The 24,314-nt window shown below is 61.5% G+C and carries 21 protein-coding genes and 1 pseudogene; 9 read left to right on the top strand and 13 right to left on the bottom strand.

Annotated features, from left to right (window positions below; genetic code table 11):
• The first annotated feature begins 190 nt into the window (after positions 1–190).
• The 3 genes and pseudogenes from OKW98_RS04930 to OKW98_RS04940 all read left to right on the top strand — a co-directional run bounded on the left by OKW98_RS04930 (position 191) and on the right by OKW98_RS04940 (position 2,325).
• Positions 191–562, top strand: a complete 372-nt coding sequence (locus OKW98_RS04930) for a hypothetical protein (RefSeq protein WP_265389653.1) — start codon at positions 191–193, stop codon at positions 560–562.
• A gap of 85 nt (positions 563–647) precedes the next feature.
• Positions 648–1,409 carry a YdcF family protein gene (locus OKW98_RS04935; protein ID WP_265388185.1) on the top strand — a complete coding sequence of 254 codons (762 nt, stop codon included), beginning with the start codon at positions 648–650 and terminating at the stop codon, positions 1,407–1,409.
• A 439-nt stretch (positions 1,410–1,848) separates the two neighbouring features.
• A pseudogene (locus OKW98_RS04940) lies at positions 1,849–2,325 on the top strand (REP-associated tyrosine transposase).
• 129 nt (positions 2,326–2,454) lie between these two features.
• On the opposite strand, the gene lnt reads toward OKW98_RS04940, so the two are convergent.
• From lnt to miaB, 5 genes are all read right to left on the bottom strand, one after another.
• A complete protein-coding gene (gene lnt / locus OKW98_RS04945; protein ID WP_265388186.1) occupies positions 2,455–3,975 on the bottom strand; it encodes an apolipoprotein N-acyltransferase in 1,521 nt (506 codons plus the stop codon).
• Between the two features lie 26 nt (positions 3,976–4,001).
• Entirely contained in the window at positions 4,002–4,844 is an 843-nt protein-coding gene (locus OKW98_RS04950; protein ID WP_265388187.1) for an HlyC/CorC family transporter, read from the bottom strand.
• A gap of 5 nt (positions 4,845–4,849) precedes the next feature.
• Positions 4,850–5,380 (bottom strand): rRNA maturation RNase YbeY, encoded by a 531-nt coding sequence (ybeY, locus tag OKW98_RS04955; protein ID WP_265388188.1) that lies wholly within the window; start codon positions 5,378–5,380, stop codon positions 4,850–4,852.
• A complete protein-coding gene (locus OKW98_RS04960; RefSeq protein WP_265388189.1) occupies positions 5,373–6,389 on the bottom strand; it encodes a PhoH family protein in 1,017 nt (338 codons plus the stop codon). Before OKW98_RS04960 ends, ybeY begins: the two co-directional genes overlap by 8 nt.
• A 262-nt stretch (positions 6,390–6,651) precedes the next feature.
• Positions 6,652–7,980 carry a tRNA (N6-isopentenyl adenosine(37)-C2)-methylthiotransferase MiaB gene (gene miaB, locus OKW98_RS04965; protein ID WP_265388190.1) on the bottom strand — a complete coding sequence of 443 codons (1,329 nt, stop codon included), beginning with the start codon at positions 7,978–7,980 and terminating at the stop codon, positions 6,652–6,654.
• Positions 7,981–8,111: 131 nt separating this feature from the next.
• Between miaB and OKW98_RS04970 the strand changes: the two genes are divergently transcribed.
• Positions 8,112–8,438, top strand: a complete 327-nt coding sequence (locus OKW98_RS04970) for a DUF1820 family protein (protein WP_065988358.1) — start codon at positions 8,112–8,114, stop codon at positions 8,436–8,438.
• A 42-nt stretch (positions 8,439–8,480) separates the two neighbouring features.
• Here the strand turns inward: OKW98_RS04970 and OKW98_RS04975 are convergent, their stop codons facing one another.
• From OKW98_RS04975 to OKW98_RS04990, 4 genes are all read right to left on the bottom strand, one after another.
• Positions 8,481–9,047, bottom strand: a complete 567-nt coding sequence (locus OKW98_RS04975; protein WP_265388191.1) for a tetratricopeptide repeat protein — start codon at positions 9,045–9,047, stop codon at positions 8,481–8,483.
• A gap of 400 nt (positions 9,048–9,447) precedes the next feature.
• Positions 9,448–10,731, bottom strand: coding sequence for a glutamate-1-semialdehyde 2,1-aminomutase (gene hemL / locus OKW98_RS04980; RefSeq protein WP_265388192.1), 1,284 nt, complete (start codon positions 10,729–10,731; stop codon positions 9,448–9,450).
• A 57-nt stretch (positions 10,732–10,788) separates the two neighbouring features.
• Entirely contained in the window at positions 10,789–11,415 is a 627-nt protein-coding gene (gene thiE, locus OKW98_RS04985) for a thiamine phosphate synthase (RefSeq protein WP_265388193.1), read from the bottom strand.
• 23 nt (positions 11,416–11,438) lie between these two features.
• Positions 11,439–12,236 (bottom strand): hydroxymethylpyrimidine/phosphomethylpyrimidine kinase, encoded by a 798-nt coding sequence (locus tag OKW98_RS04990; RefSeq protein WP_265388194.1) that lies wholly within the window; start codon positions 12,234–12,236, stop codon positions 11,439–11,441.
• Positions 12,237–12,670: 434 nt separating this feature from the next.
• Here OKW98_RS04990 and OKW98_RS04995 point away from each other — a divergent pair, with 434 nt between their 5' ends.
• The 4 genes from OKW98_RS04995 (at position 12,671) to OKW98_RS05010 (ending at position 19,845) form a co-directional block, all read left to right on the top strand.
• Positions 12,671–14,626, top strand: coding sequence for a 7TM diverse intracellular signaling domain-containing protein (locus tag OKW98_RS04995; RefSeq protein WP_416148040.1), 1,956 nt, complete (start codon positions 12,671–12,673; stop codon positions 14,624–14,626).
• 1,202 nt (positions 14,627–15,828) lie between these two features.
• Complete coding sequence (locus tag OKW98_RS05000; RefSeq protein ID WP_265389654.1) at positions 15,829–17,478, top strand: acyl-CoA dehydrogenase family protein; 1,650 nt, start codon at positions 15,829–15,831, stop codon at positions 17,476–17,478.
• A 182-nt stretch (positions 17,479–17,660) separates the two neighbouring features.
• On the top strand, positions 17,661–19,124 hold the full coding sequence (gene amn / locus OKW98_RS05005; protein ID WP_265388195.1) for an AMP nucleosidase: 1,464 nt from the start codon (positions 17,661–17,663) through the stop codon (positions 19,122–19,124).
• Between the two features lie 88 nt (positions 19,125–19,212).
• Positions 19,213–19,845: a pseudouridine synthase gene (locus OKW98_RS05010; RefSeq protein ID WP_265388196.1), complete on the top strand. Its 633-nt coding sequence runs from the start codon at positions 19,213–19,215 to the stop codon at positions 19,843–19,845.
• A gap of 166 nt (positions 19,846–20,011) precedes the next feature.
• On the opposite strand, the gene OKW98_RS05015 is transcribed toward OKW98_RS05010, so the two are convergent.
• Both OKW98_RS05015 and OKW98_RS27310 read right to left on the bottom strand, forming a co-directional pair.
• Entirely contained in the window at positions 20,012–20,491 is a 480-nt protein-coding gene (locus OKW98_RS05015) for an Lrp/AsnC family transcriptional regulator (protein ID WP_265388197.1), read from the bottom strand.
• Between the two features lie 409 nt (positions 20,492–20,900).
• The gene (locus tag OKW98_RS27310; protein WP_416148424.1) at positions 20,901–21,413 is read right to left on the bottom strand and encodes a hypothetical protein; all 513 of its coding nucleotides are present in this window, start codon (positions 21,411–21,413) and stop codon (positions 20,901–20,903) included.
• Between the two features lie 57 nt (positions 21,414–21,470).
• Here OKW98_RS27310 and OKW98_RS27315 point away from each other — a divergent pair, with 57 nt between their 5' ends.
• Positions 21,471–22,154 carry a DUF6515 family protein gene (locus tag OKW98_RS27315; RefSeq protein ID WP_322114166.1) on the top strand — a complete coding sequence of 228 codons (684 nt, stop codon included), beginning with the start codon at positions 21,471–21,473 and terminating at the stop codon, positions 22,152–22,154.
• Between the two features lie 773 nt (positions 22,155–22,927).
• On the opposite strand, the gene OKW98_RS05025 is transcribed toward OKW98_RS27315, so the two are convergent.
• Positions 22,928–23,833, bottom strand: coding sequence for a cation diffusion facilitator family transporter (locus tag OKW98_RS05025; RefSeq protein ID WP_265388199.1), 906 nt, complete (start codon positions 23,831–23,833; stop codon positions 22,928–22,930).
• A 24-nt stretch (positions 23,834–23,857) separates the two neighbouring features.
• The gene (locus OKW98_RS05030) at positions 23,858–24,283 is read right to left on the bottom strand and encodes a polyribonucleotide nucleotidyltransferase (RefSeq protein WP_265388200.1); all 426 of its coding nucleotides are present in this window, start codon (positions 24,281–24,283) and stop codon (positions 23,858–23,860) included.
• Positions 24,284–24,314 lie beyond the last annotated feature (31 nt).

Raw genomic sequence — 24,314 nt, forward strand, 5'->3', positions numbered from 1 at the left:
GTTGGGCGGAAGTGGATTTACAGGAAGCGCCGTAGCATACATGAGGCTACCAAGCCGAGGGAAACCCTGATTGCGTGCTCAAGACTCGCTATCTGCGGCATCCGCCGTTGGTCGCGGCACCGCACCGGTTTTTGCAGTGGCGCTAAGCTCACTGACGGGGGTAAGTGTTTATCTTCAGTGGGGTGAGCGGATGGCAGAGCTGCGGCATGAAGTAGAGCAACCTGACGTGTATGACCGTTTGATCGATCGTCTGGGCCTGGCTCTGGACACGGCAAAAACAGCGGTGCGGCTTCGAAACGAATCCCCCGCCGAGCTTGAATTGCGCGGCCTGAGTCACGCCGAGTTTCAGTTGATCGAGGCTTATCTGGGCCGAACCGAAGTCGTTTTCAAAGAAGACTCTCAGATCGTCACGAGGCGAAGTTCCAGCACCTCACGGGAGCCTTCCGAGTCGATGCGAGCGCCCCATCCTCACGCCAATGTCATCTGGCTCAAGGATCAGCGCCGAGCCAAGGTGTCGGCAAAGTTGAGTCGCTACAGTTCCACCAAACATTTCAAGCGTTAACTTCTGCGGGGGCTGACCCCGGCCAATCGGGCATTGCTGCTTAGCGTCATTGCTTCTAGGCTTCGGGCATCTTTGGAGATGCCCGATGCCCTTTCGTTATTTCATCAAAAACCTCCTGCTGCCTCCGGGCCTTTTCCTGCTGTTGTTAGTGCTGGCCTGGTGGTTGAGAAATCGCCGGCCGGTGTTGGCGCGGGTGCTGTTCGTGATGGGCGTTGGCGGGATGACCGCGATGAGTTTGCCGATTGTGGTGGAGTGGTCGGCGAAGGGCATCGAGAGCATCCCGCCGCTGCAGCAGAGCGAGTGGGCAACGCTGGCCCAACGCGCGGACGCGATCGTGATTCTGGGCTCGGGCCGCGAACGCAATGACCCGAGCTGGGGCACTGACATCCCGACGGGCGTTGCCCTGGAACGCATGAGGTACGCCGCACGGCTGTCGAAGGCGTCCGGTTTGCCGATCCTCACCACCGGCGGGCTGCATTACGGCGAGCCGCCGAGCGAGGCGGCGATCATGGCCGACTCCCTGCGCGACGACTTTGGTGTGACCGTCCGGTGGCAGGAAGGTGAAAGCCGCACGACCTGGGAAAACGCCAACATGTCGGCCGCGATCTTATTGCCTCAGGGCATCAAGCGCGTGGTGGTGGTGACCCAGGCATGGCACATGCCGCGTTCGGTGTGGAGTTTCGAGAAGGCCGGATTCAGCGTGGTTCCGGCACCTGTCAGATTCCTGAGCGTGGACAACGCCCGCCCATTCGGTGGCTGGACGCCGGAGGCGAGGGCGGTGTGGCAGAACGGGCAATTGATCAATGAGGCCGCGGGGTTGGTGGGGTATCGGTTGTTTTACCGGTGACCTGAGCAGCAGGCTTCGGGACCCGCTGTCAACGCGCGTAACCCCTGACACCGCGCGCGCTGTTAGTGGGACCGGCTTTAGCCGGGAAAGCGTCGAGTGTCACACTGCACATTCTGATGGTGTTCATGCTGGCCTCTTCCCGGCTGAAGCCGGTCCCACTAATAGACCGCATGCGTCCAGTCAGGCCGATGCGACCCAATTGTGGATCGTGCGCAGTCAGCGCGATCTGCTGCGGTTTGAATTGTGGGACCGGCTTTAGCCGGGAAGGCGTCGAATGTCACACCGCACATTTTATGGTGTTCACGCGGACCTCTTCCCGGCTGAAGCCAGTCCCAGTGGGATGTCATCATCCTCCAGAAATCTCTCGATACCCAGTCGCTATAGGTAAAGCGGTTCACTGCTTTTACTGTTCGCCTTCACAACGAGCGAGTGCGGCGAAATGCATGGAAGCAAACATGAACGGTCTTTGCGTATCGGTCGATATTCCCAGCAGGGAAACGTTTATCTCGTAACCTCAGTGGTGAAGGATCGCGCGCCTCTGTTCAGTGATGCTCAGATAGGCCGCGTGGTGGTTCAGGAGTTGAGACGTTTGCACGATTCAGGCGTCGTGTACTCAATCGCCTGGGTGATCATGCCTGATCATCTGCATTGGCTGTTTGAACTCAAGTCAGGATCATTGCCTGCGCTGATGTAAGCGCTTAAGGGCAGAACCTCATTCGCAGTGAACAAGGCACATGGTGCAAAGAAAATGACATGGCAGAAGGGTTATCACGATCATGGGGTCAGGTCCGATGAGGACCTCGTTGAAATGGCTCGTTATGTCATCAACAACCCAATCCGGGCAGGGCTAGTGATGCGCCCGGGAGACTATCCACTCTGGGACTGCGAATGGATGCTTGAGTGGGACGGCCTGTAGCTGTCCCACTAATAGACCGCGTGCGTTCAGTCAGGCTGGTGCAGGCCAGTTGTAGGACCGAGCGCAGTCAGCGGAGCTGGCTGCGGTTCAAAATGGTGGGACCGGCTTTAGCCGGGAAGGCGTCAGGTATCACACAGCCTTCGCAATCCTGCCAGCAAAGAACGCCCAGCCGATCAGCAACAGCGACAGCACGATCAACGGCCATGAGCGCCAGTGCAGGTACGGCGTGAGGTTTTGCATCGGGGTGACTTCGCCGTACATCACGGCGCGCTCGAATTGCGGCACCGTGGTGGTGATTTCGCCGAACGGGTTGATCAGCGCGCTGACGCCGTTGTTGGTGGCGCGGATCATCCAGCGCCCGGCTTCCAGTGCGCGCATCTGCGCCATCTGCAAATGCTGCAGCGGGCCGATCGAGGTGCCGAACCACGTGTCATTGCTCACCGTCAGCAGCAGATCGCTTTGCGCCGACAGCCCTGCGGCGAACTCCGGGTACACCACTTCGTAACAAATGAACGGCGCGATCTCATAACCCTTCGCTTGCAGCAGCGCTTGCCCGGACGGCCCGCGGGCGAAATCGGACATCGGCAGGTTGAAGAACGAAATCAGCCCACGCAGCAGGTCCTGCAACGGCACGTACTCACCAAACGGCACCAGCTTCTGTTTCAGGTAAGTGCCATCGCCTTCACCCGTTACGGTAATGGCGTTGTAGTAACGGTATTCCCCGTGGGTGCCTTTCTCACGCAGCGGCACGCCGGTGATCAGCGCCGAATCGCGCTCGGCCGCAAACTTGCCCATCACCGACAGATAGCCTTCGACCGACTCCTTCAGCACCGGCACGGCGGTTTCCGGCCAGATGATCAGGTCAGCTTTCTTCGAGGTGAAGGTCATGTCGCGGTACAGCGCGAGTTGCGCGTTGAGCGCCGCCGGGTCCCACTTCATGCTCTGCTCGACGTTGCCCTGCATCGCTGCGACCGTCAGCGGCTTGCCGGAAGGCTCGGTCCAGGCGTGATGCTTCAGCGCCATCCCGGCAACCCAAGGCGCCAGCAGCAATACAATGCCAGCCGCCAACTTCGGCGCGCGCGTGCGCAAACGGGGCAGATTGCACAGCAACGCGGCACTCAGCGCGAGCACAAAGGAGATCAGCCACATGCCGCCCAGTGGCGCGAGCCCTTTGAGGGGACCGTCCAATTGGCTGTAGCCGGAATAGAGCCAGGGGAAACCGGTGAGGAACCAGCCGCGAAACATCTCCTGGCCGAACCACAGAGCCGCGAATGCCAGTGCATCGGCCAGCGGGGCTTCGTTGCGGCGGATCCAGCGGGCCCAGATCCACGCCGGCAGTGCGAAGAAGAACGCCACCGCCGCGCAGAACAGCACCATCAGGAAAGCCGCCAGCCAGACCGGCGCCTCGCCGTAGGTGTGGATGCTGACGTAAATCCAGCTGGTGCCACCGCCGAACAGGCCAAACCCGTAAGACCAGCCGCGCCAGAGGGCCTGACGCGGTGTGAGGTCACGCAGACCAAGATAGAAAACCACCAGCGCGACAATCGCCAGCGGCCAGATATCGAAGGGTGCCAGGGCCAGGGTAATCAACGCGCCGGCCACCATGGCCAGCAGGTTACCGGGCCAGCCGGGGCGGGTGATCCAGCGCATTTACATTCCTTAAAGCGGGTAGGGCATTACGTGCGGTTGATCGGGCTCAGGCGCAGCAAGTGAATACGACGGCTGTCGGCACTCAGGATGCGGAAACGGTACGCACCGATTTCGGTGATTTCATTACGCTTGGGCAGATGCCCGAACGCGTTCATCACCAGACCGCCGACGGTGTCGAATTCGTCATCGGAGAACCCGCTGTCGAAGAACTCGTTAAAGCTCTCGATCGGGGTCAGCGCCTTGACCAGGAAGTCGCCACTGGGCAGTGGCTTGATGTAGCTGTCTTCCTCGACGTCGTGCTCGTCTTCGATGTCGCCAACGATTTGTTCGAGCACGTCTTCGATGGTCACCAGACCCGCCACGCCGCCGTATTCGTCGATGACGATGGCCATGTGATTGTGGTTGGCGCGGAATTCACGCAACAGCACGTTCAGGCGCTTGGATTCCGGGACAAAGGTCGCTGGGCGCAGAAGACTTTTCACGTCGCCGCTGCCACCGTCTTCCTTGAGAATCAGCGGCAGCAGGTCCTTGGCGAGCAATACGCCCAGCACGTCATCGTGGCTTTCGCCGATGACCGGGTAGCGCGAGTGCGCCGAGTCGATCACGGCAGGCAGGAATTCGCGTGGGGTCTGGCTCGCCTTGATGCTGATCATCTGCGAACGCGGCACCATGATGTCGCGGACCTGCAGGTCGGCGACTTGAATGGCGCCTTCGACGATGGCCAGCGCTTCGCTGTCCAGCAGCTTGTTCTGATGGGCTTCGCGCAAAAGCTCCAGGAGCTCCTGGCGGTTTTTCGGCTCATGGGCAAATGCCTGGGTCAGTTTGCCCAACCATGACTTTTGCCCGTTGCTCGATCGGTCTTCGCTCATAGCCCTTACTCGTGATCCTTGGCTGATGTTTCTAAATGGGGTGTGTCGGAATTGGGTGCTTCTGGATGGAGAGAGTCGACAGATTCGTCGTCGGCGTAGGGATCCGGATAGCCAAGCTCTGCAAGCAACTCCCGTTCCAGCGCTTCCATCTCTTCGGCTTCGTCGTCATCAATGTGATCGTAGCCCAACAGATGCAGACAGCCATGAATCACAAGATGCGCCCAATGCGCGTCCGGTGATTTGCCCTGTTCGGCGGCTTCGCGGGCAACGACCGGCACGCAGATGACCAGATCGCCCAGCAGCGGAATGTCCAGCATCTCGTCGGGGACGTCGGCAGGAAACGACAACACGTTGGTGGCGTAATCCTTGTGCCGCCACGTCTTGTTCAGCTCTCGGCCTTCGGCTTCGTCGACGAGGCGAATGGTCAGTTCCGAGTCAGCCGAACGCTGGCGCAGGCCCATTTCACACCAGAGGCGGAACTGGGCTTCGCTCGGCGCGCTGGCCTGACTCGCAAGTTGCAGATCCAGCTCAAGCATCGCGGCGAGTGTCCCGTGAACCCTGGGGAACGGCCAGGTTGTCGTTGCGTTCTTCGTATCGCTCGTAGGCTTCGACGATGCGCTGCACCAGTGGATGGCGCACGACGTCCTTGGGCTTGAAGTGGGTGAAGCTGATGCCCGGCACGTCCTTGAGCACTTCGATGACGTGGTTCAAACCGGATTTCGTGCCCTTGGGCAGGTCGATCTGGGTGACGTCACCGGTGATCACGGCCGTGGAGCCGAAGCCGATACGGGTCAGGAACATTTTCATCTGCTCGACGGTGGTGTTTTGACTCTCGTCGAGAATGATGAAGCTGTTATTAAGGGTACGACCGCGCATGTAAGCCAGCGGAGCGACTTCGATGACCTGCTTTTCGATCAGCTTGGCGACGTATTCGAAGCCGAGCATTTCGTACAGCGCGTCATACAGCGGGCGCAGGTACGGGTCGATTTTCTGTGACAGGTCACCGGGCAGGAAGCCGAGCTTTTCGCCCGCTTCTACGGCAGGACGCACCAACAGGATGCGGCGGATGGTCTCGCGCTCAAGCGCATCAACCGCAGCGGCCACTGCCAGATAGGTCTTGCCGGTACCGGCCGGACCGATGCCGAAGTTAATGTCGTTGGCGAGGATTTCCTTCACGTACCGCTGCTGATTCAAGCCACGGGGGCGAATCATGCCTTTCTTGGTACGCAGAGCGACGCCGACTTCGGCAGCAGGGTGGTTGTCCAGCTCTTCGACGCCAGATTCCTGCAGGAACAGATGAACCATGTCCGGGGACAGTTCGGTCGCTTTCGTTTCCCGATACAGCCGGCGCAGCAGGTTCTCTGCCGAGGTGGTTTGTTTGCGCTCGCCGATCATCTCGAACTGGCCTCCGCGATTGCGGATCTCGATGTCCAGGCGCTGTTCGATCAAGCGCAGATGCTCGTCGAATTGCCCGCACAGATTGGCGAAGCGGTGAGCCTCGATAGGTTCGAGGCTGAAGCGATGTGGTTCGATAGGTGCGTTCAAAGTGGTTTTGGGCCGCCCGACGGCAATGTGAAGTGACGTGAAGGATAACCCCTGCAGGCAGTGTCCGGAAGGGTTCACTCACTAATGGATAAATGAGCTGCGCAGACGCCCTGCAGGGCGCCCTTTAACAGGCAGCCCGCCGGCCCCGCGAGCCAAATCGCGCGCGGGTGCAGCCGACAAATGGCGGCTGTCCGACGCCTGATTCAACGCCCGGCCCTGCACATAAAAATCATGCGTAGTGTCTACATTGGGGCGCTTTGGACTATTGCAACAACGAACCGCGCAGCGAGTGGGGTTGGGCGCTGTCGATGTAAACGTCGGTGAACTGGCCGATCAGCCGGGGGTTGTCGCAGCGGAAATTGACGATCCGGTTGTTCTCGGTACGGCCCTGCAATTCGCCGGGGTCCTTCTTCGAATAATCGGTGACCAGAATCCGCTGCACGGTGCCCGCCATCTTGCGGCTGATGTCCTGGCCCTGACGGTTGATCAGGTCCTGCAGCTGCTTGAGGCGTTCCTTCTTCACTTCTTCCGACGTGTCGTCGGGCAGATCGGCCGCGGGTGTGCCAGGGCGCGCGCTGTAAACGAAGGAGTAGGAGAAATCCATGCCGACGTCTTCCACCAGCTTCATGGTTTGCAGGTGATCCTTCTCGGTTTCGCCCGGGAAGCCGACGATGAAGTCGGAGCTGATGCAGATGTCCGGCACCGCCGCGCGCAGCTTGCGCAGGCGTGATTTGTATTCGAGCACCGTGTGATTGCGTTTCATCGCCGCGAGAATCCGGTCGGAACCTGATTGCACGGGCAAATGCAGATGCTTCACCAGTTCCGGCACTTCGGCGTGGGCCTGAATCAGGCTGTCGGAGAATTCCAGCGGGTGCGAGGTGGTGTAGCGAATGCGATCAATGCCGTCGATGGCCGCGACGACGCGGATCAGCTCGGCCAGATCAGCGAGACGCCCGTCATGGGTCGTGCCGCGATAGCCGTTGACGTTCTGGCCCAGCAGGGTCACTTCACGCACGCCGTTCTCGGCCAGATGAAGGACCTCGTTAATGACGTCGTCGAACGGCCGGCTGACTTCTTCGCCTCGGGTGTAAGGCACCACGCAGAACGTGCAGTACTTGCTGCAGCCTTCCATCACCGACACATAAGCGCTCGGGCCATCGACACGGGGCTCGGGCAAATGGTCGAATTTTTCGATTTCGGGGAACGACACGTCGACCTGGGGCAGGCGCGTGATGCGCGCCGCGTCGATCATTTCCGGCAGACGGTGCAGGGTCTGCGGGCCGAACACCACGTCGACGTACGGCGCGCGATCACGGATGGCCGCGCCTTCCTGACTCGCCACGCAGCCACCGACTGCGATGACCATGTCCGGGTTTGCCAGCTTCAATTCGCGCCAGCGGCCAAGCTGGGAGTAGACCCGATCCTGCGCTCGCTCGCGGATGGAGCAAGTGTTGAGCAGGATGACGTCAGCGTCTTCCGCCCGTGCGGTGACTTCCAGTGCTTGATGTTCGCCCAGCAGATCGACCATGCGCGAGCTGTCGTACTCGTTCATCTGGCAGCCGTGGGTTTCGATGTAAAGCTTCTTGGCCATGCGGGGGTTCATCAGGTGATTCAAAGAACCGCGCATTATAAGGATGCGAGCCCCGGCTTCCTAGCGTCGTCTAACCAGCGGCATGCTATAGTTCGCGCCCTTTTCAAAACGCTGACCACTGCCTGCCTGTTATGACCAAACGCGAAGCTCCAATCTACAAGGTGATTTTTCTCAACCAGGGACAGGTGTTCGAGATGTACGCCAAACAGATCTATCAGAGCGATCTGTGGGGTTTTCTGGAAGTGGAAGAATTCGTCTTCGGCGAGCGCACCACCGTCGTGGTCGACCCGAGTGAAGAGAAGCTCAAAGCGCAGTTCGATGGCGTGGTGCGCAGCTTTGTGCCGATGCATTCGATCGTGCGGATCGATGAAGTGGAGCGGATGGGCACAGCGAAGATCACCGAGGCGCGTCACACCGGCAACGTCATGCCGTTTCCGATGCCGATGCCGGACAAGTAACTGACGTCGTGTGAGTAGCCGACGACGGCCAAATGATCCGAGTCAGGGCTTGGCGCTGTCGTCCGGAAAGGGCGCAAACGGTGTGCGTCCTTCAGCGGTCTGCAGCTCCAGCAGGTATTTACGGAAGATCTGCCCGAGCACTTGCGTGGCCACTTCCAGATCTTCGCGCTTCATCTGTGCGGACACTTCATCCGCCTGATCCAGCGCATCTTCCGAACCATTGACTGCGGCCATCTTCAGCACGATATACGCCTGAATGTTGTTGGCCTGCACCCCTTCGCCACGAAAGAACATCAAGCCCAGTTGGTACTGCGCCTGGGCATGCCCCTGCAACGAAGCTTTTTCGAAGTAATTGAGTGCCTGGGGCAAGTCACGTGGCGCACTTTTGCCCTCGTAATAGAACTCCCCCAACTCGTATTGCGCCTGCGCATCCCCATCCTGAGCCGCCTGCTGACAAGCGGACAACGCTGCTGGCAGGTTGTCTGGCTGGGTATTGAGGGTGCAACGACCCACCGCCGGGATCAACAACGAGTTGCCACCTGCATTAGCCAGCAGGGGATGAAGAAGCAACAGGCAGCCCAATGCAAGGGTGCGGCCGGTGCGATTCATGGAAGTCGACTTACCTCTGAAAAAGGTGCGGGCATGCCCGTCCAGCGAAACGTGCTGGCTGCGCATTATGAAATAAGCGAGGGCAACCTTACAAAGTCTTTACTGATTTTCTGCTGCGCGGGCTTGATTGGCCTGAATTCAGGGCGGTTAGCCGATGGCGAACAAACCTGTAGGAGCGCGCTTGCCCGCGATTGCGGTGGGTCAGTGCATACACTTGGATCTGGAAAACCGTAATCGCGGGCAAGCGCGCTCCTACACCACCGTGTTTGCTGCGCTGTATCCGTACGCTGGGCAACGGAAGGTTTGTAGGAGCGTGGCTTGTCCCGCGATCGGCTGCGCAGCAGTCGTAAAACCAGACGGCGCCGATGCCGGGCGGAATCCGTTCCGCCCGGTCTGCCCGTTATTTTAGCTGGGCGAACGCCTTTTCTGCGGCATCCAGGGTCTGCTGCAACTCTGCGTCGCCGTGGGCGATCGAGGTAAAGCCGGCTTCGAACGCGCTCGGCGCCAGGTACACGCCGCCTTCCAGCATCAAGTGGAAGAACTGCTTGAAGCGATTGGCGTCGCTGGTCATCACGTCCTCGAAGGTGACGATTTCCTTCGCGTCGCTGAAGTACAGGCCGAACATGCCGCCTGCCTGAGTGGTCACGAACGGGATACCGGCAGCGTCGGCGCGCTGTTGCAGGCCTTCGAGCAGGCGTGTGGTGAACGCGCTCAACTCGTCGTGGAAACCCGGGCGGCTGATCAGGCGCAGGGTGGTCAGACCCGCCGCCATCGCCAGCGGGTTACCTGACAGCGTACCGGCCTGATACACAGGGCCCAGCGGGGCGATGTGCGACATGATTTCGCGTGTGCCGCCGAAACAGCCCACCGGCATGCCGCCGCCGATGATCTTGCCGAACGTGCTCAGGTCCGGCTTGACGCCGTAGTACGCCTGCGCACCACCGAGGGCGACGCGGAAACCGGTCATCACTTCGTCGAAAATCAGCACCACGCCGTGCTCGTCGCAGGCGTCGCGCAGGCCTTGCAGGAAGCCCGGCGCGGGCGGCACGCAATTCATGTTGCCGGCCACCGGCTCGACGATGATGCACGCCACTTCCTGGCCGACGTCGGCGAGCATCGTCTTGACCGCTTCAATGTCGTTGAACGGCAGGGTCAGCGTGTGTTTGGCGAATGCCGCCGGCACCCCCGGCGAACTCGGCACGCCCAGGGTCAGCGCGCCCGAGCCGGCTTTGACCAGCAGGCTGTCGGAGTGGCCGTGGTAGCAGCCTTCGAATTTGATGATGCTGTCCCGGCCGGTAAAGCCGCGGGCCAGACGGATCGCGCTCATGGTCGCTTCGGTGCCGGAGCTGACCATGCGCACCATTTCCATCGACGGCACGATCGCGCAGACCAGATCGGCCATCTCGGTTTCCATCGCAGTCGGCGCGCCGTACGACAGCCCGTGTTCAAGCTGTTTGCGCACGGCATCCAGTACGTCCGGGTGGCTGTGGCCCAGAATCATCGGGCCCCACGAACCGACGTAATCGACGTAACGCTTGTCGTCTTCATCGGTGACGTAGGCGCCGACCGCGTGTTTGAAAAACAGCGGCGTGCCACCAACGCTTTTGAACGCGCGGACCGGCGAGTTGACGCCGCCGGGGATGTGTTTCTGGGCGTTGGCGAACAGGGTTTCAGAACGGGACATGATGAGGTCTCTGTTTGAATTAGGAATGAGGGAGTACGCAACCGGCCTGACGCAGAGTCAGGCGGGCTTGAACAAATCGTTGAAGGCGCGGGCGCGGCGGGTGACTTCCTGGGTGGTTTCCGCGCCGAACAGCCCGTGCACGACGGCCAGCAAGTCGGCGCCATGGGCCACCAGCGGCGCGGCGTTTTCCAGGGTGATGCCGCCGATCACCGCAATGGGCAGCTTGATGCGTTTGCGCGCCTGGCTGAGCAGGTCGAGGCTGCAGGTCGGCGCGCCGGGTTTGGTCTGGGAATTGAAAAAGCGTCCGAAGGCGACGTAGGTGGCGCCGTCGGCCTTGGCCTTGTCGGCCAGCTCCAGCTGCGCGTGGCAGGTCGCCCCGACAATGGCTTTGTGACCGAGCAGAGCGCGGGCATCCGGCAGCGAGCCGTCGGTTTGCCCCAGATGCACGCCGACGCCCAGACGCGCGGCCACTTCGGCGTCGTCGTTGATGATCAGGCGGGTCTTGTAGCGCTCGCAGAGCTTGAGCAGCGCCGAGGCCTCGCGCAGGCGGCGGCTCTCGTCACCGGATTTGTCGCGGTATTGCAGAAGGGTCACGCCGCCATCGAGGGCGGCTTCGACGTAGGACAGGAATTTGCCGGCCAACAGCTGGCTGTCGGTCACGGCATACAAGCCACGTAATCTCATCAAGGTGCCTCTTTTTCGTGGCGTTACGAGCAGAAATCCAGCGGCAGGCGGCGCGGGACAAACTGTCCCCGGCCCAGCTGTTCGGCATCGCGCAGCGTGCGCCAAGTGTAGTCCAGCGCGATTTGCACAGCGCCAATCAGGTCCTGACCCAGCGCCAGTCTTCCCGCCAGGGCGCTGGCCAGTGTGCAGCCGGAGCCGTGGTAGCTGCCCGGCAGACGCTGACAGGTAAAGGTGCGTGACTGCCCGCCGCGGATGTACAGGCGGTTGTGAACTTCGTGCTCATCGCCATGGCCGCCGGTGATCAGCAAGTGCTCACAAAACGGCAGCAGCTTTTCGGCACATTCATCGGCCGTGCCTTCGGGCAGCTCGGCGAGGATGCGTGCTTCCGGCAGGTTCGGCGTGGCAATGGTGGCGAGTGGCAGCAGACGCTCGCGCATCGCATAACCCACCTCATCCTTGCCCAGTCGACCGCCGCCACCCGCGCGCAATACCGGATCGCAGACCATAGGCAGATGCGGATGAGCGGCCAGCAGTTCGACAATCGTGTCGACCATCTCCAGCGAACCCAACATGCCCAGCTTCACTGCGGCCAAGGTGGAATCGTTGAGCACGGCATTGGCTTGCGCCAGCACCCACTCGCGATCCAGCACGCGAAAATCAGTGACGTTCACGGTGTCCTGAATGGTCAGGGCGGTGACTGCGGGAGCGGCGTGGCAACCCTGAGCGAGCAGGGCTTCGATATCTGCCTGCAAGCCGGCGCCGCCACTGGGGTCGTGGCCGGAGAGACAGAGGACAACAGGGCGGGAGCTATAGATATTCATGGTGCGCGAGCTTACCACTAAAGTTTTTCCCGGTCCCCCTGAGTGCGCGCCGTGCTTTTGGTAGGACCGGCTTCAGCCGGGAAGGGGCCAGTTCACACACCATCAATTTTGCAGCATTGACCAGTCTGCAGGAGCCGGCTTGCTGGCGAACCCGGTTGACCTGTCGCTGCTATAGCGCCTGACACAATGCGTTCGCCAGCAAGCCGGCTCCTACGGTGAAATCGCGCACATCCAATGGGACCGGAGATTTAGATGGTGTCATCTAGCTATCAGTCGCTATCCTGTGGCGCTTCATCTGTTCCGCCACAAGAGTGAATGCAAGTGCGTTGCCCGCTGACCCCTTCGACCGATACAGCGATCGCTCGCAGAAATGCGAAGTCGTCCCACGACTCCAAGGCGGCTCGCGCCCGTCATCAGTGCCAAGGCGGTGTCCCATGCGTCTGGTTCTGATCGCTCTGCTCTGCCTGTTGCCGATGATCGCCAGCGCCGTCGATTTCGATGAGAACACCCGCAGCCTGGAGTTGGGGCGCGACACCCAAGTGTTCGAAGACCCCACCGGCGATGCGACCATCCAGCAAGTCTCGTCCCCCGAGGGCGCCACACGCTTTCAACCGCTTGTCGGTCAGTCGCTCAACGCCGGCTACTCGCGCTCCGCCTTCTGGCTGAAGGTGCGTCTGACCTATCGTCCGGCCAACCCACTGGCGTCCGCCGACTGGTTGCTGGAACTGGCCTACCCGCCGATGGACCACGTCGATCTGTACCTCGGTGACGGCGACGCGCGTCCCCGTCTGGCCTGGCAAACCGGCGACATGCTGCCGTTTGCCAGCCGGCAGATTAAGCAGAACAACTACGTATTCGATCTCAACCTGAACGCCCACGAGACCAAGACCGTTTACCTGCGCGTCGCCAGCCACGGCTCGGTGCAGGCGCCGCTCAATCTGTGGGCCAGTCACGCCTATATCGAAGAGCAGCCGTCGCGCCTGTACATCCTCGGCATGATCTACGGCGTGCTGGCGGTAATGCTGGTCTACAACCTGTTCATCTACCTCAGCGTTCGCGACACCGCGTACCTGTATTACATCCTCTACATCACCTGCTTCGGCCTGTATCAGGTGTCGGTCAACGGCGCGGCGATCGAGTATTTCTGGCCGGACAACCCGTGGTGGGCCAATACCTCAACCACCTTCCTTATCGCCGCGGCGATCCTGTTTGCCAGCCAGTTCACCCGCAAATTCCTGCAGACGGCAACCCTGGGCCGCTGGGTGGACGTGCCGTTGCTGCTGATGATGGTCTGCGCGGCGATGATCATGGCGCTCGCGTTGAGCATGGATTACGGCGTTGCGCTGCGCCTGGTGACCGGGCTGGTATTGCTGTTTACGCCCGTGGTGCTGGTGATCGGGCTGGCAGCGTGGTTCAAGGGCCGGCGGGTCGCGCGGTACTTCATCATCGGCTGGTCGGCGTTCCTGATCGGCGGGATGATCAACGCGACCATGCTCCTCGGGCATCTGCCCAACAACTTCTGGACCATGTACGCCAGCCAGATCGGTTCGGTGATCGAAGTGGCGTTATTGTCGCTTGCGCTGGCCGACCGCATCAACGCCATGCGCGAGCGCGAAGCGCAGATCATGGCGCAATCGCAGCAGGGGCTTGAAACCCTCAACCAGCAATTGGCGGTTAGTAATCGATTGAAGGATGAGTTTCTGGCCACGCTCACCCATGAATTGCGCACGCCCATGAACGGCGTCATCGGTTCGCTGGAGCTGATGCAGATGGACGTGGCCGACAGCGAGATCGAGCTGTATCGCCAGACCGCTGCCGACTCGGCGCAAAACATGATGGGCATCGTCAACGGCATCCTCACGCTGACCGAACTGCAAGCCGGCCGGGTCATCGTGCGCAACGAGCCGTTCAGCCTGCGTCATGTGCTGTTTCAACTGCGCAGTGGCTTCGAGCCGCTGGCCCGTAGCAAGGCGCTGGCGCTGAGTGTGGGGCTGGACGAGACACTGCCGGACAGCCTCGAGGGTGACGGCGTCAAGTTGCGTCAGTGCCTGGAGTGCCTGCTGGACAACGCGATCAAGTTCACCAAAACCGGTTCGATCAGAGTCCGCGTCAACGGCCAGCGCGCAGACGCCGAACACGTGCGGCTGGTGATCGACGTCATCGACACAGGCATCGGCTTCAGCCGCCTTGATGAGGAGACGCTGTACGCCAACTTCTTCCAGGTGGATGGATCGACGACGCGGGAATACGGCGGGCTGGGCATCGGTCTTGCGATCTGCCGACAGCTGATTGAATTGCAGGGCGGGCGCCTGAGCCATCAGTCCGAACCGGGCAATGGCAGCCAGTTCCGTTTGAGCCTGGACGTGAAGATCGCCACGCAATCGGCGTAGGAGCGTGGCTTGTCCCGCGATCGGCCGGGAACCGGTCGTTGAATCGGTGCATGCGGTCGATTAGGCAGAAATCGATGGCAGGTGTGCTGCCGCTGCGCGCCAGATCGCGGGACAAGCCACGCTCCTACAGATATTTTCATACGCCGGACGTCCCGCGCCTGACGTAGATCGGTGTAGGAGCGCGCTTGCCCGCGAAGGCGGTGCGTCAGACTTGAGCCTGGACGTACAGATCGCCGCGTCCCCAGTGTAGGAGCGTGGCTTGTCCCGCGATCGGCCGGGAACCGGTCGTTGAATCGGTGCATGCGGTCGATCAGGCAGAAATCGATGGCAGGTGTGCTGCCGCTGCGCGCCAGATCGCGGGACAAGCCACGCTCCTACAGATATTTTCATACCCCGGACATCCCGCGCCTGACGTAGATCGGTGTAGGAGCGCGCTTGCCCGCGAAGGCGGTGCGTCAGACTTGAGCCTGGACGTACAGATCGCCGCGTCCCCAGTGTAGGAGCGTGGCTTGTCCCGCGATCGGCCGGGAACCGGTCGTCGAATCGGTGCATGCGGTGGATCAGGGAGAAATCGATGGCAGGTGTGCTGCCGCTGCGCGCCAGATCGCGGGACAAGCCACGCTCCTACAGGTATTTTCATACGCCGGACGTCCCGCGCCTGACATAGATCGGTGTAGGAGCGCGCTTGCCCGCGAAGGCGGTGCGTCAGACTTGAGCCTGGACGTACAGATCGCCGCGTCCCCAGTGTAGGAGCGTGGCTTGTCCCGCGATCGGCCGGGAACCGGTCGTCGAATCGGTGCATGCGGCGGTCAGGGAGAAATCGATGGCAGGTGTGCTGCCGCTGTGCGCCAGATCGCGGGACAAGCCGCGCTCCTACAGATATTTTCATACGCCGGACATCCCGCGCCTGACATAGATCGGTGTAGGAGCGCGCTTGCCCGCGAATTGCGGTGTGTCTGTGACGGGTATGCCAATTGACCCACCGCAATCGCGAGCAAGGTGGAGCGCCACCCCGGTCACTCCTACATGGGCCGTGCATCCCGCGCGATGTGCATCAACTCTGTTGCCAGCCATCGACAAGGCAAAACCGCCGTGATTTCGTCTTCTATGGCGCTGTCGCCGGGGCGGGGTGCGTGATTCACTGAGTCACCTGCACGACCGCCGCGTGCTGCCCGGACCGGAGTCGCCTCATGGACCAGCGCATCAACCTGCATCAGTTCGCCGAGACCCACGAGGTCACCAATCAGCCGCCTTCTCTGGACGGCACCAACCTGTATCGAATCGACCTGCCGCTGCAAGAGTGGTCGCAGCGCTTCGGCGCGGGTTGGGCGCAGGACCGAATCCACGCCTATGGCGCGCTGGCCGGTGGCCCGTTGATGGAAGCAGGTTTCCTCGCCAATCAGAACAAACCGGTATTCGCCAGCCATGACCGCTACGGCCATCGCATCGATCTCGTGGAGTTTCATCCCGCGTACCACCAACTGATGCAAACGGCGGTCGAGCACGGTATTCCGTCGCTGCCGTGGACCGATCCCCGCGAAGGCGCCCACGTCGCCCGCGCGGCGATGAGCTATTTGCACACCCAGGCCGAGGCAGGCAGCGGTTGTCCGCTCACCATGACCTTCGCCAGCGTGCCGGCCCTGCGCCTTCAACCGGATCTGGCCGAGACCTGGCTGCCGAAGATCCTCGCCACCCACTACGACCCGCGCAACGTAGGCATCGCGCACAAGGCTGGCGCGACCATCGGCATGGCCATGACCGAGAAACAGGGTGGCACCGACGTGCGCGCCAACACCACGCGGGCCTATCCGGTCGGCCAGCCCGGGCCCGGTCAGGCCTATGAACTGGTCGGGCACAAATGGTTTTGCTCGGCGCCCATGTGCGACGCCTTTCTCACCCTGGCGCAGACCGACAAAGGCCTGACCTGTTTCCTGCTGCCGCGCCATCGCCCGGACGACACCCGCAACCAGTTCTACATACAGCGGCTGAAGAACAAACTGGGCAACTGGTCCAACGCGTCCAGCGAAGTGGAATTGCGCGGCGCCCTGGCCTGGATGGTGGGCGAAGAGGGGCGTGGCGTGCCGACCATCATCGAAATGGTGGCGATGACCCGATTCGACTGCATGACCGGTTCCAGCGCACTGATGCGTCAGGCCCTGACCCAGGCCGCGCACCACTGCGCCCACCGCAGCGTCAGCGGTCGTGTGCTCAGCGAGCAGCCGCTCATGCAAAACGTGCTCGCCGATCTGGCGCTGGAAAGCGAAGCGGCCCTCGCACTGACCCTGCGCATGGGACGCTCGCTGGAGCGCCTGGATGGCGGCCACGAAGCCCGTTTCGCGAGGCTGGTGACGGCGGTGGGCAAGTACTGGATCTGCAAACGCGCGCCGGCAATGATCAACGAAGCGGCGGAATGCATGGGCGGTGCAGGGTATGTAGAGGACACCATTCTGCCGCGACTTTACCGTGAGGCGCCGGTCAATTCGACGTGGGAGGGTTCCGGCAATGTGCAGTGCCTGGACGTCCTGCGCGCGTTGTCCAAAGAGCCCGGCGTGCTGGATGCGCTGTTCGATGAGCTTGGCGACGGTCATGGTGACAAGCGTCTGGCCGCGCATATTCATGGTTTGAAGGAAGCGTTTCAGGACACCGGCGACGTCCAGTACCGCGCCCGGCAACTGACCGAAGACATCGCCGTGGCGTTGCAGGCGAAATTGCTGCTGGAAGCGGGCAATGCCGTGGTCAGCGACGGGTTTATTGCCGGACGCCTGGAACGGCCGGGGCGCGTCTACGGTGCCTTGCCACGCGGGGTGGATGTTCAGGCGTTGGTCGCGAGGTCATCGCCGCAAATCGGATGATCTGTGTGTGCGCCGCCTGTGAAATGGGGTGTGTCAGGCACACATTCAGTCAATGCCACATTTTTCGCGGGCAAGCGCGCTCCCACACGGGATATCCGGAGCAGGCCTCTCTGACACAACTCGTGCCTTCGTCATCTGTTGCAGGCAAGATATGCGCTTGCAAGATCAGAAGGATATGCATCGTGACCGAAGCTTTCATTGTCGTAGAAACTGCCGAACACGCCGTTGACCGGCTCGCTGAGCTGCACGCACGGGCAACCACCGCCTTGAGCCAGGCGCTCAAGCGCTACCTGAAAGACCGCGTCGAACCAACTGCTGCCGAGCGTCTGACGTTCCGCTACCCCGAGCTGCGCCTGACCTACCACTGCCAGGGCGAAGTGCCGTTGACCACGCGCGCCTACGCCAAGGTTCAGCTGCCCGGCACCTACAGCGTCACCGTCACCCACCCGGCGGCGTTCCGCAAATACCTGCTCGAACAGCTTGTGCCGCTGATGAACGACTTCACCGTGACGGTGGAAGTGGGCGTCAGCGAACAGAACATTCCGTACCCCTACGTGGTCGAGCAGGGCGATGAACTGGCCGGTACCGGCGTCACCGCCGCGACCCTGGCCCGCGTCTTCCCGAGCACCGATTTGTCGGCGGCCACCGATGGCATCGCTGACGGTCTGTACGACTGGGCCAACACCGATCCGCTGCCGCTCGCGCTGTTCGACGCCGCCCGTGTGGATTTCTCGCTGCGCCGTCTGGTGCATTACACCGGCAGCGACTGGCGTCATGTTCAGCCGTGGATCCTGCTGACCAACTACCACCGCTACGTCGACCAGTTCATCGTGCATGGCCTGGAAAAACTGCGCGACGACCCGCGCTTCGTGAAGATGGTTTTGCCGGGCAACGTCATCGTCGACAAGAGCATGGATTACGGCGAAGCCCAGGCCATCGTCTCCGGCGTGGTCTGGCACCGTTACCAGATGCCGGCGTACCACCTGATCGCCGAAGACGGCCATGGCGTGACATTGGTCAACATCGGCGTCGGCCCGTCCAACGCCAAAAACATCACCGACCACCTCGCGGTATTGCGTCCGCATTGCTGGCTGATGATTGGTCACTGCGGCGGCCTGCGTCAGTCGCAGACCATCGGTGACTATGTGCTCGCCCACGCCTACATGCGTCGCGACGGTATTCTTGACCGCGTGCTGCCGCCGAACATCCCGATCCCGGCGCTGGCCGAGGTGCAAATGGCGTTGCAGGAGTCGGCGGCCCAGGTCACAGGCGAACGCGGCGACGACCTGAAGAAGCGTCTGCGCACCGGCACGGTCCTGACCTACGACGATCGCAACTGGGAGCTGCGCTGGGCCCAGGAACGACCGCTGATCAACCTGTCCCGCGCCGTGGCGGTGGACATGGAAAGCGGCACCATCGCGGCCCAGGGTTATCGCCTGCGGGTGCCTTACGGGACCTTGCTCTGCGTCTCGGACAAACCGCTGCACAGCGAGATCAAGCTGCCGGGCTCGGCCAACGCGTTTTATGAGCGTGCGGTCACCCAGCACTTGAAGATCGGCATCGCCGCGCTGGACCTGATGCGCACGCAGCTCAACTCGCTGCATTCGCGCAAACTGCGTAGCTTCGATGAGCCGCCGTTCCGTTAAGGCGCTAGGCGTTCAACGAAAGGGCCACTAAAGTGGCCCTTTCTGTTTCGTGGTCCTTTCCGTTTCCGTCATTTTTTACCGGTTCCCCATGCCCCGCAACCAACGTCCCGATTCCCGCCGTCCTTCGCCTGATCGCACGGGCGCCCCCCGGCGTGTCGCCAAAGCACCACCCGCCGAACCTCGGCTGATTCTGTTTAACAAACCCTTCGACGTGCTGACTCAGTTCAGTGATGGCGAAGGCCGGGCGACGCTCAAGGATTTCATCGACGTCCCCGGCATCTACCCGGCCGGCCGTCTGGATCGCGACAGCGAAGGCCTGCTGCTGCTGACCAACGACGGCCAACTGCAAGCGCGTATCGCCGACCCCAAGCACAAACTGGCGAAAACCTATTGGGTGCAGGTGGAGGGCGAGCCGACCGAAGAGCAGCTGCAGACGCTGCGTGACGGCGTCGAGCTGAACGACGGCCCGACGCTTCCTGCACAGGCCCGGCAGCTGGACGAACCGGAACTGTGGCCGCGCGACCCGCCGGTGCGCTTTCGCAAAAGCGTGCCGACCAGTTGGCTGGAACTGGTCATCAAGGAAGGACGCAACCGGCAGGTGCGCAGGATGACCGCGGCGGTCGGGCTGCCAACGTTGCGACTGGTGCGCGTGCGGATCGGCGACTGGAGCCTTGAAGGGCTGAATCAAGGGCAATGGCGGGAAGTGCCGGCGAAGCTCTAGTTGATGGGCTCGCTACCAGACACCATTCGGAATGCCACCTGAATCCACTGTAGGAGCGCGCTTGCCCGCGAATGTGTTCCGTCAGTCAGCCAATGTGTTGCTGACCCACCGCTTACGTCCGGATGCGGACCGGACCAAGCGCGCTCCTACAATCTGCATTGGCGGTTCAGCCGCGCAAATGCACCAGCGGCAATTCGGTGCTCGCCAGTACCTGATTGAGCACGAAGCTGGAGCGCACGCTCGTCACGCCGTCGATGCGTGTCAGATGGCCAAGCAGAAACTTCTGATAGTGATCCATGTCCGGGACGACCACCTTCAGTTGGTAATCGGCGTCGATACCGGTCACCAGGCTGCACTCCAGAACCTGCGGCAGGTTACGGATTTGCTGCTCGAAGTTCTCGAAGCGGTCGGGCGTGTGGCGATCCATGCCGATCAGCACGTAGGCCGTCAGGCTAAGGCCCAGCTTCTTGCGGTCCAGCAGCGCGACCTGGCCGACGATATAACCGTCGTCTTCCAGCTGTTTGACGCGACGGGAGCAGGGCGAGGGCGACAGGCCAATGCGCTCGGCCAGCTCCTGATTGGAGATGCGCGCATCCTTTTGCAGTTCGGCCAAAATACTCAAGTCATATCTGTCGAGCTTGCTCACGATAAGCGCCTTTATTGAATGGATTGCGCAGGATTATTGATCTGAAGTGAATTATTGCGCAAGTGATGTTTATCTCGGCAATATTCGCAATCCTGTGCCGTCCGCCAAAGCCTATTCTTTTAACCAGAATCACTGCCCGGACACAGCGTCCAGCGCGGCCCGCCGAATCAGGCCAGCCGCGGCCTCCAGCCCGACAGGGTTGACCAGGCCACCGGGCTACGCACTGTCCAGAAGACGATGCGAGGTGAGCCGACGTCAAAAGCGTCGAGCCAGGACGAAGCATTCCAGAGAGGGCCATCGAGCCCTCTTTTTTTGTGCCCGGCTTTTGGCCTGGACCGCAGCGCGCGCTTCTATAGTTTCATCCGCCACGCTGATAGAGTGCGGCGAACGGCGCACCCGACTCGCAGTCCTATCCCATAGGTATCCGCGCCTTAGTGAGGAAAGCATGAACACGCGCATCTGGCGTTTGGCAGGTGTCAGTCTCTTGGCCTTGAGCATCAGTGCTCAGGTGTTGGCCGACGACAACAATCAACAGCAGCAACAACAGCAGCAGCAGCAGCAGCGCAACGAGCAGCAGCACCAACAGCAACAGCGCGGTTTCGAGATGCAGCGCCAGCAGCAGGAGAACCAGCGCGGCTTCAGCGACAACCAGCAGCGTGAGCAGCAGCAACAACGCCAGCAACAGCAGAATCAGCAGCAACAGCAACAGCAACAGCAGCGCCAGCAGGAACAGGTGCAGCAGCAGCGCCAGATTCAGCAGAACCAGCAAGAGCGCGCCAATCAGCAGCGCCAGCAGCAGGACCGTGAACGCAATCAGCAGCGTGACGATCAGCGCCAGCAGCAGCAGCAGCAGCAGCAACAACAACAACGCCAGCAACAGCAGGATCAGCAACGACGCCAGCAAGACCAGCAGCAACAACAGCGTCAGTTGCAGGACCGTCAGGGCAACCTTTCGATTCAGGGACGGCCGGACACGGTAGTGCAGACCCAGGAGCCTCGTCAGGGCTTCTACCGCGATCAGCCCCAGGACAACCGCTGGCGCGGCGGCGACCGTCGCCCCGACAACGGTAACTGGCAGGCCGGCCGCCCCGGCGGTCGTGGGGACGGCTGGGGATCGGGCCCGCGTTACCGCCCCGGTTACCAGATCGACCGCATGCCGGGCGGGTATTCCCGCGTGCCGTATCGCGGTGGCGATTACTTCTACTCAGGCGGTTACTGGTATCGCCCGCAAGGTCCGCGCTATGTGGTCGTCGAGCCTCCCCGCGGCGTTCGCGTGCGCTACCTGCCGGACTACGCGCAACAGGTTTGGCTCGGCAGCGCCTTGTTCTTCGTCGCTGCCGGCACCTATTACACCTACGAGCAGAGCACCCAGGAATACGTAGTCGCCGAGCCTCCGCAGAACGTCGAGCCGGTGTATTCGCCTCAGCAGCCGCAGCCCGTTCAGCAGGCAGCGAACCCGTACGATGTTGTCGCCTATCCGCCTGAAGGCAAGCCGCAACAGGAAATCGAACAGGACCGCTACGACTGCTACCGCTACGCTGTGCAGCAAAGCAACTTCGACCCGGCGGGCGCAGCCTATCAACCAGCACCGGAAGTGCTGGGCGTTTACCGACAGGCGATGGCCAGTTGTTATGCACAGCGGGGGTATAGCATTCAGCAGTGAATGCGGGCTTGTAGCTTGGGATGCAGGATGCGCAGCGCCTCACTGTTTTTGTAGGACCGGCTTCAGCCGGGAAGAGGCCGGTGTGAATGCCATCAGATTTGCGGCGTGACGCCCGGCGCCTTCCCGGCTAAAGCCGGTCCCACTAAGTACTGCCGCGGGGCCAGCCTAAGGGGCAGTGCGGGAGACAAAATAATGCTGGCTGACGCGCATCCTGTAGGAGCTTGCCCGCGAAGGCGTTTGAACTGCGACAACTGTAATGCCTGATTAACCGGTTTCGCGGGCAAGCGCGCTCCTACAATAGCCCGCGTAAGACCGAACATCGCCAGTGAAGCCAGTCCGCCAGCACGTGCGCGAGGTTTTTAAGTAGGACCGGCTTCAGCCGGGAAGAGGCCGGTGTGAATGCCATCAGATTTGCGGCGTGACGCCCGACGCCTTCCCGGCTAAAGCCAGTCCCACTAAGTGGACGCGGTCAGTCAGTGGGACCGGCTTCAGCCGGGAAGAGGCCGGTGTGAATGCCATCAGATTTGCGGCGTGACGCCCGACGCCTTCCCGGCTAAAGCCAGTCCCACTAGGTGAACGCCGTCAGTCAGTGGGACCGGCTTCAGCCGGGAAGAGGTCGGTTTGATCGCCATCAGATTTGTGGTGTGAAGCCTGACGCCTTCCCGGCTAAAGCCGGTCCCACCAGGCGCATGCGGTCAGTCAGTGGGACCGGCTTCAGCCGGGAAGAGGCCGGTTTGATCGCCATCAGATTCGAGGTGTGACGCCTGACGCCTTCAATTCAAAACCGGTCCATCCCCGCGACCCACCACTTCCTGCGGATCCGCGTGCACCAGCACTTCGGCTTTGGGGAATTCGTCCTGAATCGCCGCTTCCACCCGCTCGCACAAATCGTGCGCCACCGACAGCGTCAGCGTGCCCGGCAACTCCAGGTGCAACTGCACAAACCAGTGATTGCCCGAAATCCGCGTGCGTAGGTCGTGGGCGCCCAGTACGCCCGGCACGGCCTCGGCCAGTTCGAGCATTTTGGCGCTGACATCCACAGGCAGCTCAGCGTCCATCAGCACCGACACCGTCTCCCGGGCAATGGAAATCGCGCTCCACAAAATGTAGAAAGAGATCGCCAGACCAAAATAAGCGTCCAGCTGGGAGTAGCCGAAATAGGCCAGACCCAGCGCCAGCATGATGCTGAAGTTGAGCAGCAGGTCAGAGCGATAGTGCAGGGAGTCCGCGCGTATCGCCGCTGAACCGGTGGCCTTCACCACGCGGTGCTGCAACATCAGCAACGCGATCGTCAGGCCAATAGACAACACCATCACCAGCAAGCCCAAACCCGGATCACCGAGGGGTTGCGGGTGCTGGATGCGGTCGACCGCCTGAAACCCGATCAAAAACGCACTCACCGCGATGAACAGCGCCTGAGCCATGCCCGACAGCGCTTCTGCCTTGCCATGCCCATACCGATGATCGTCATCGGCCGGGCGCAACGCGTAATGCACGGCCAGTAGATTGAGGAATGAGGCGGCGCCATCGAGCATCGAGTCCGTGAGGCCGGCCAGCAGACTGACCGAGCCGCTGAACCACCAGGCCACCGCTTTGGCGACGATCAGAATGCTCGCCACGGCAAGCGAGGCGCGGGTTGCCAGACGCAATAAGCGGGCGTGCTCGGGACTGGTGCTCATGGCGCCTCCTTCAAATCATAAAGCTCAAGCGGACGGTACAAGGCCCAGGGAGGCAAGTTGCTGCGTGCTGCCTTTGTGCTGGATCAGACGAGGGTCATCCAGCGGCAGCGTGCGGCCAAGCTCGGTTTGAATGATGGCTTGCAGCTTGGCGTTGTCGATTGTGCCGTCAGTGCGCACGGCAGGTTCGAGCTTTTGCGGATCGATCTGGGCGTGAGTGCCGCCTGGCAGGTAGATTGCGCCAGTGGCGAAGTCCACACCGAACGCGATCACGCCCGGGATGATGTAGAACAACAGGCCGATGGCGTCGAGTATCACGATGGCCGGGTCCATTCGGCCGCTGCCCTGAATCTGGCCGCGACGATCCGGGTAAAAAATACTGCCGCATGCAGTGAGTTGCGTCAGCAGCGTGGCAACCAGAACACCGCCAATCAATCGGGATGGAATGCGCATGGGGGATCTCCTCATAAGAAGTCGCAACTAT

This window comes from Pseudomonas sp. KU26590 (assembly GCF_026153515.1).
Lineage (GTDB): Bacteria > Pseudomonadota > Gammaproteobacteria > Pseudomonadales > Pseudomonadaceae > Aquipseudomonas.

Excerpts from the sequence above, each read along its gene's own strand:
- OKW98_RS04930 (WP_265389653.1), top strand. The coding sequence starts at position 191 with ATGGCAGAGCTGCGGCATGAAGTAGAGCAACCTGACGTGTATGACCGT.
- OKW98_RS04935 (WP_265388185.1), top strand. The coding sequence starts at position 648 with ATGCCCTTTCGTTATTTCATCAAAAACCTCCTGCTGCCTCCGGGCCTT.
- lnt (WP_265388186.1), bottom strand. The coding sequence starts at position 3,975 with ATGCGCTGGATCACCCGCCCCGGCTGGCCCGGTAACCTGCTGGCCATG.
- OKW98_RS04950 (WP_265388187.1), bottom strand. The coding sequence starts at position 4,844 with ATGAGCGAAGACCGATCGAGCAACGGGCAAAAGTCATGGTTGGGCAAA.
- ybeY (WP_265388188.1), bottom strand. The coding sequence starts at position 5,380 with ATGCTTGAGCTGGATCTGCAACTTGCGAGTCAGGCCAGCGCGCCGAGC.
- miaB (WP_265388190.1), bottom strand. The coding sequence starts at position 7,980 with ATGGCCAAGAAGCTTTACATCGAAACCCACGGCTGCCAGATGAACGAG.
- OKW98_RS04970 (WP_065988358.1), top strand. The coding sequence starts at position 8,112 with ATGACCAAACGCGAAGCTCCAATCTACAAGGTGATTTTTCTCAACCAG.
- OKW98_RS04975 (WP_265388191.1), bottom strand. The coding sequence starts at position 9,047 with ATGAATCGCACCGGCCGCACCCTTGCATTGGGCTGCCTGTTGCTTCTT.
- hemL (WP_265388192.1), bottom strand. The coding sequence starts at position 10,731 with ATGTCCCGTTCTGAAACCCTGTTCGCCAACGCCCAGAAACACATCCCC.
- thiE (WP_265388193.1), bottom strand. The coding sequence starts at position 11,415 with ATGAGATTACGTGGCTTGTATGCCGTGACCGACAGCCAGCTGTTGGCC.
- OKW98_RS04990 (WP_265388194.1), bottom strand. The coding sequence starts at position 12,236 with ATGAATATCTATAGCTCCCGCCCTGTTGTCCTCTGTCTCTCCGGCCAC.
- OKW98_RS04995 (WP_416148040.1), top strand. The coding sequence starts at position 12,671 with ATGCGTCTGGTTCTGATCGCTCTGCTCTGCCTGTTGCCGATGATCGCC.
- OKW98_RS05010 (WP_265388196.1), top strand. The coding sequence starts at position 19,213 with ATGCCCCGCAACCAACGTCCCGATTCCCGCCGTCCTTCGCCTGATCGC.
- OKW98_RS05025 (WP_265388199.1), bottom strand. The coding sequence starts at position 23,833 with ATGAGCACCAGTCCCGAGCACGCCCGCTTATTGCGTCTGGCAACCCGC.
- OKW98_RS05030 (WP_265388200.1), bottom strand. The coding sequence starts at position 24,283 with ATGCGCATTCCATCCCGATTGATTGGCGGTGTTCTGGTTGCCACGCTG.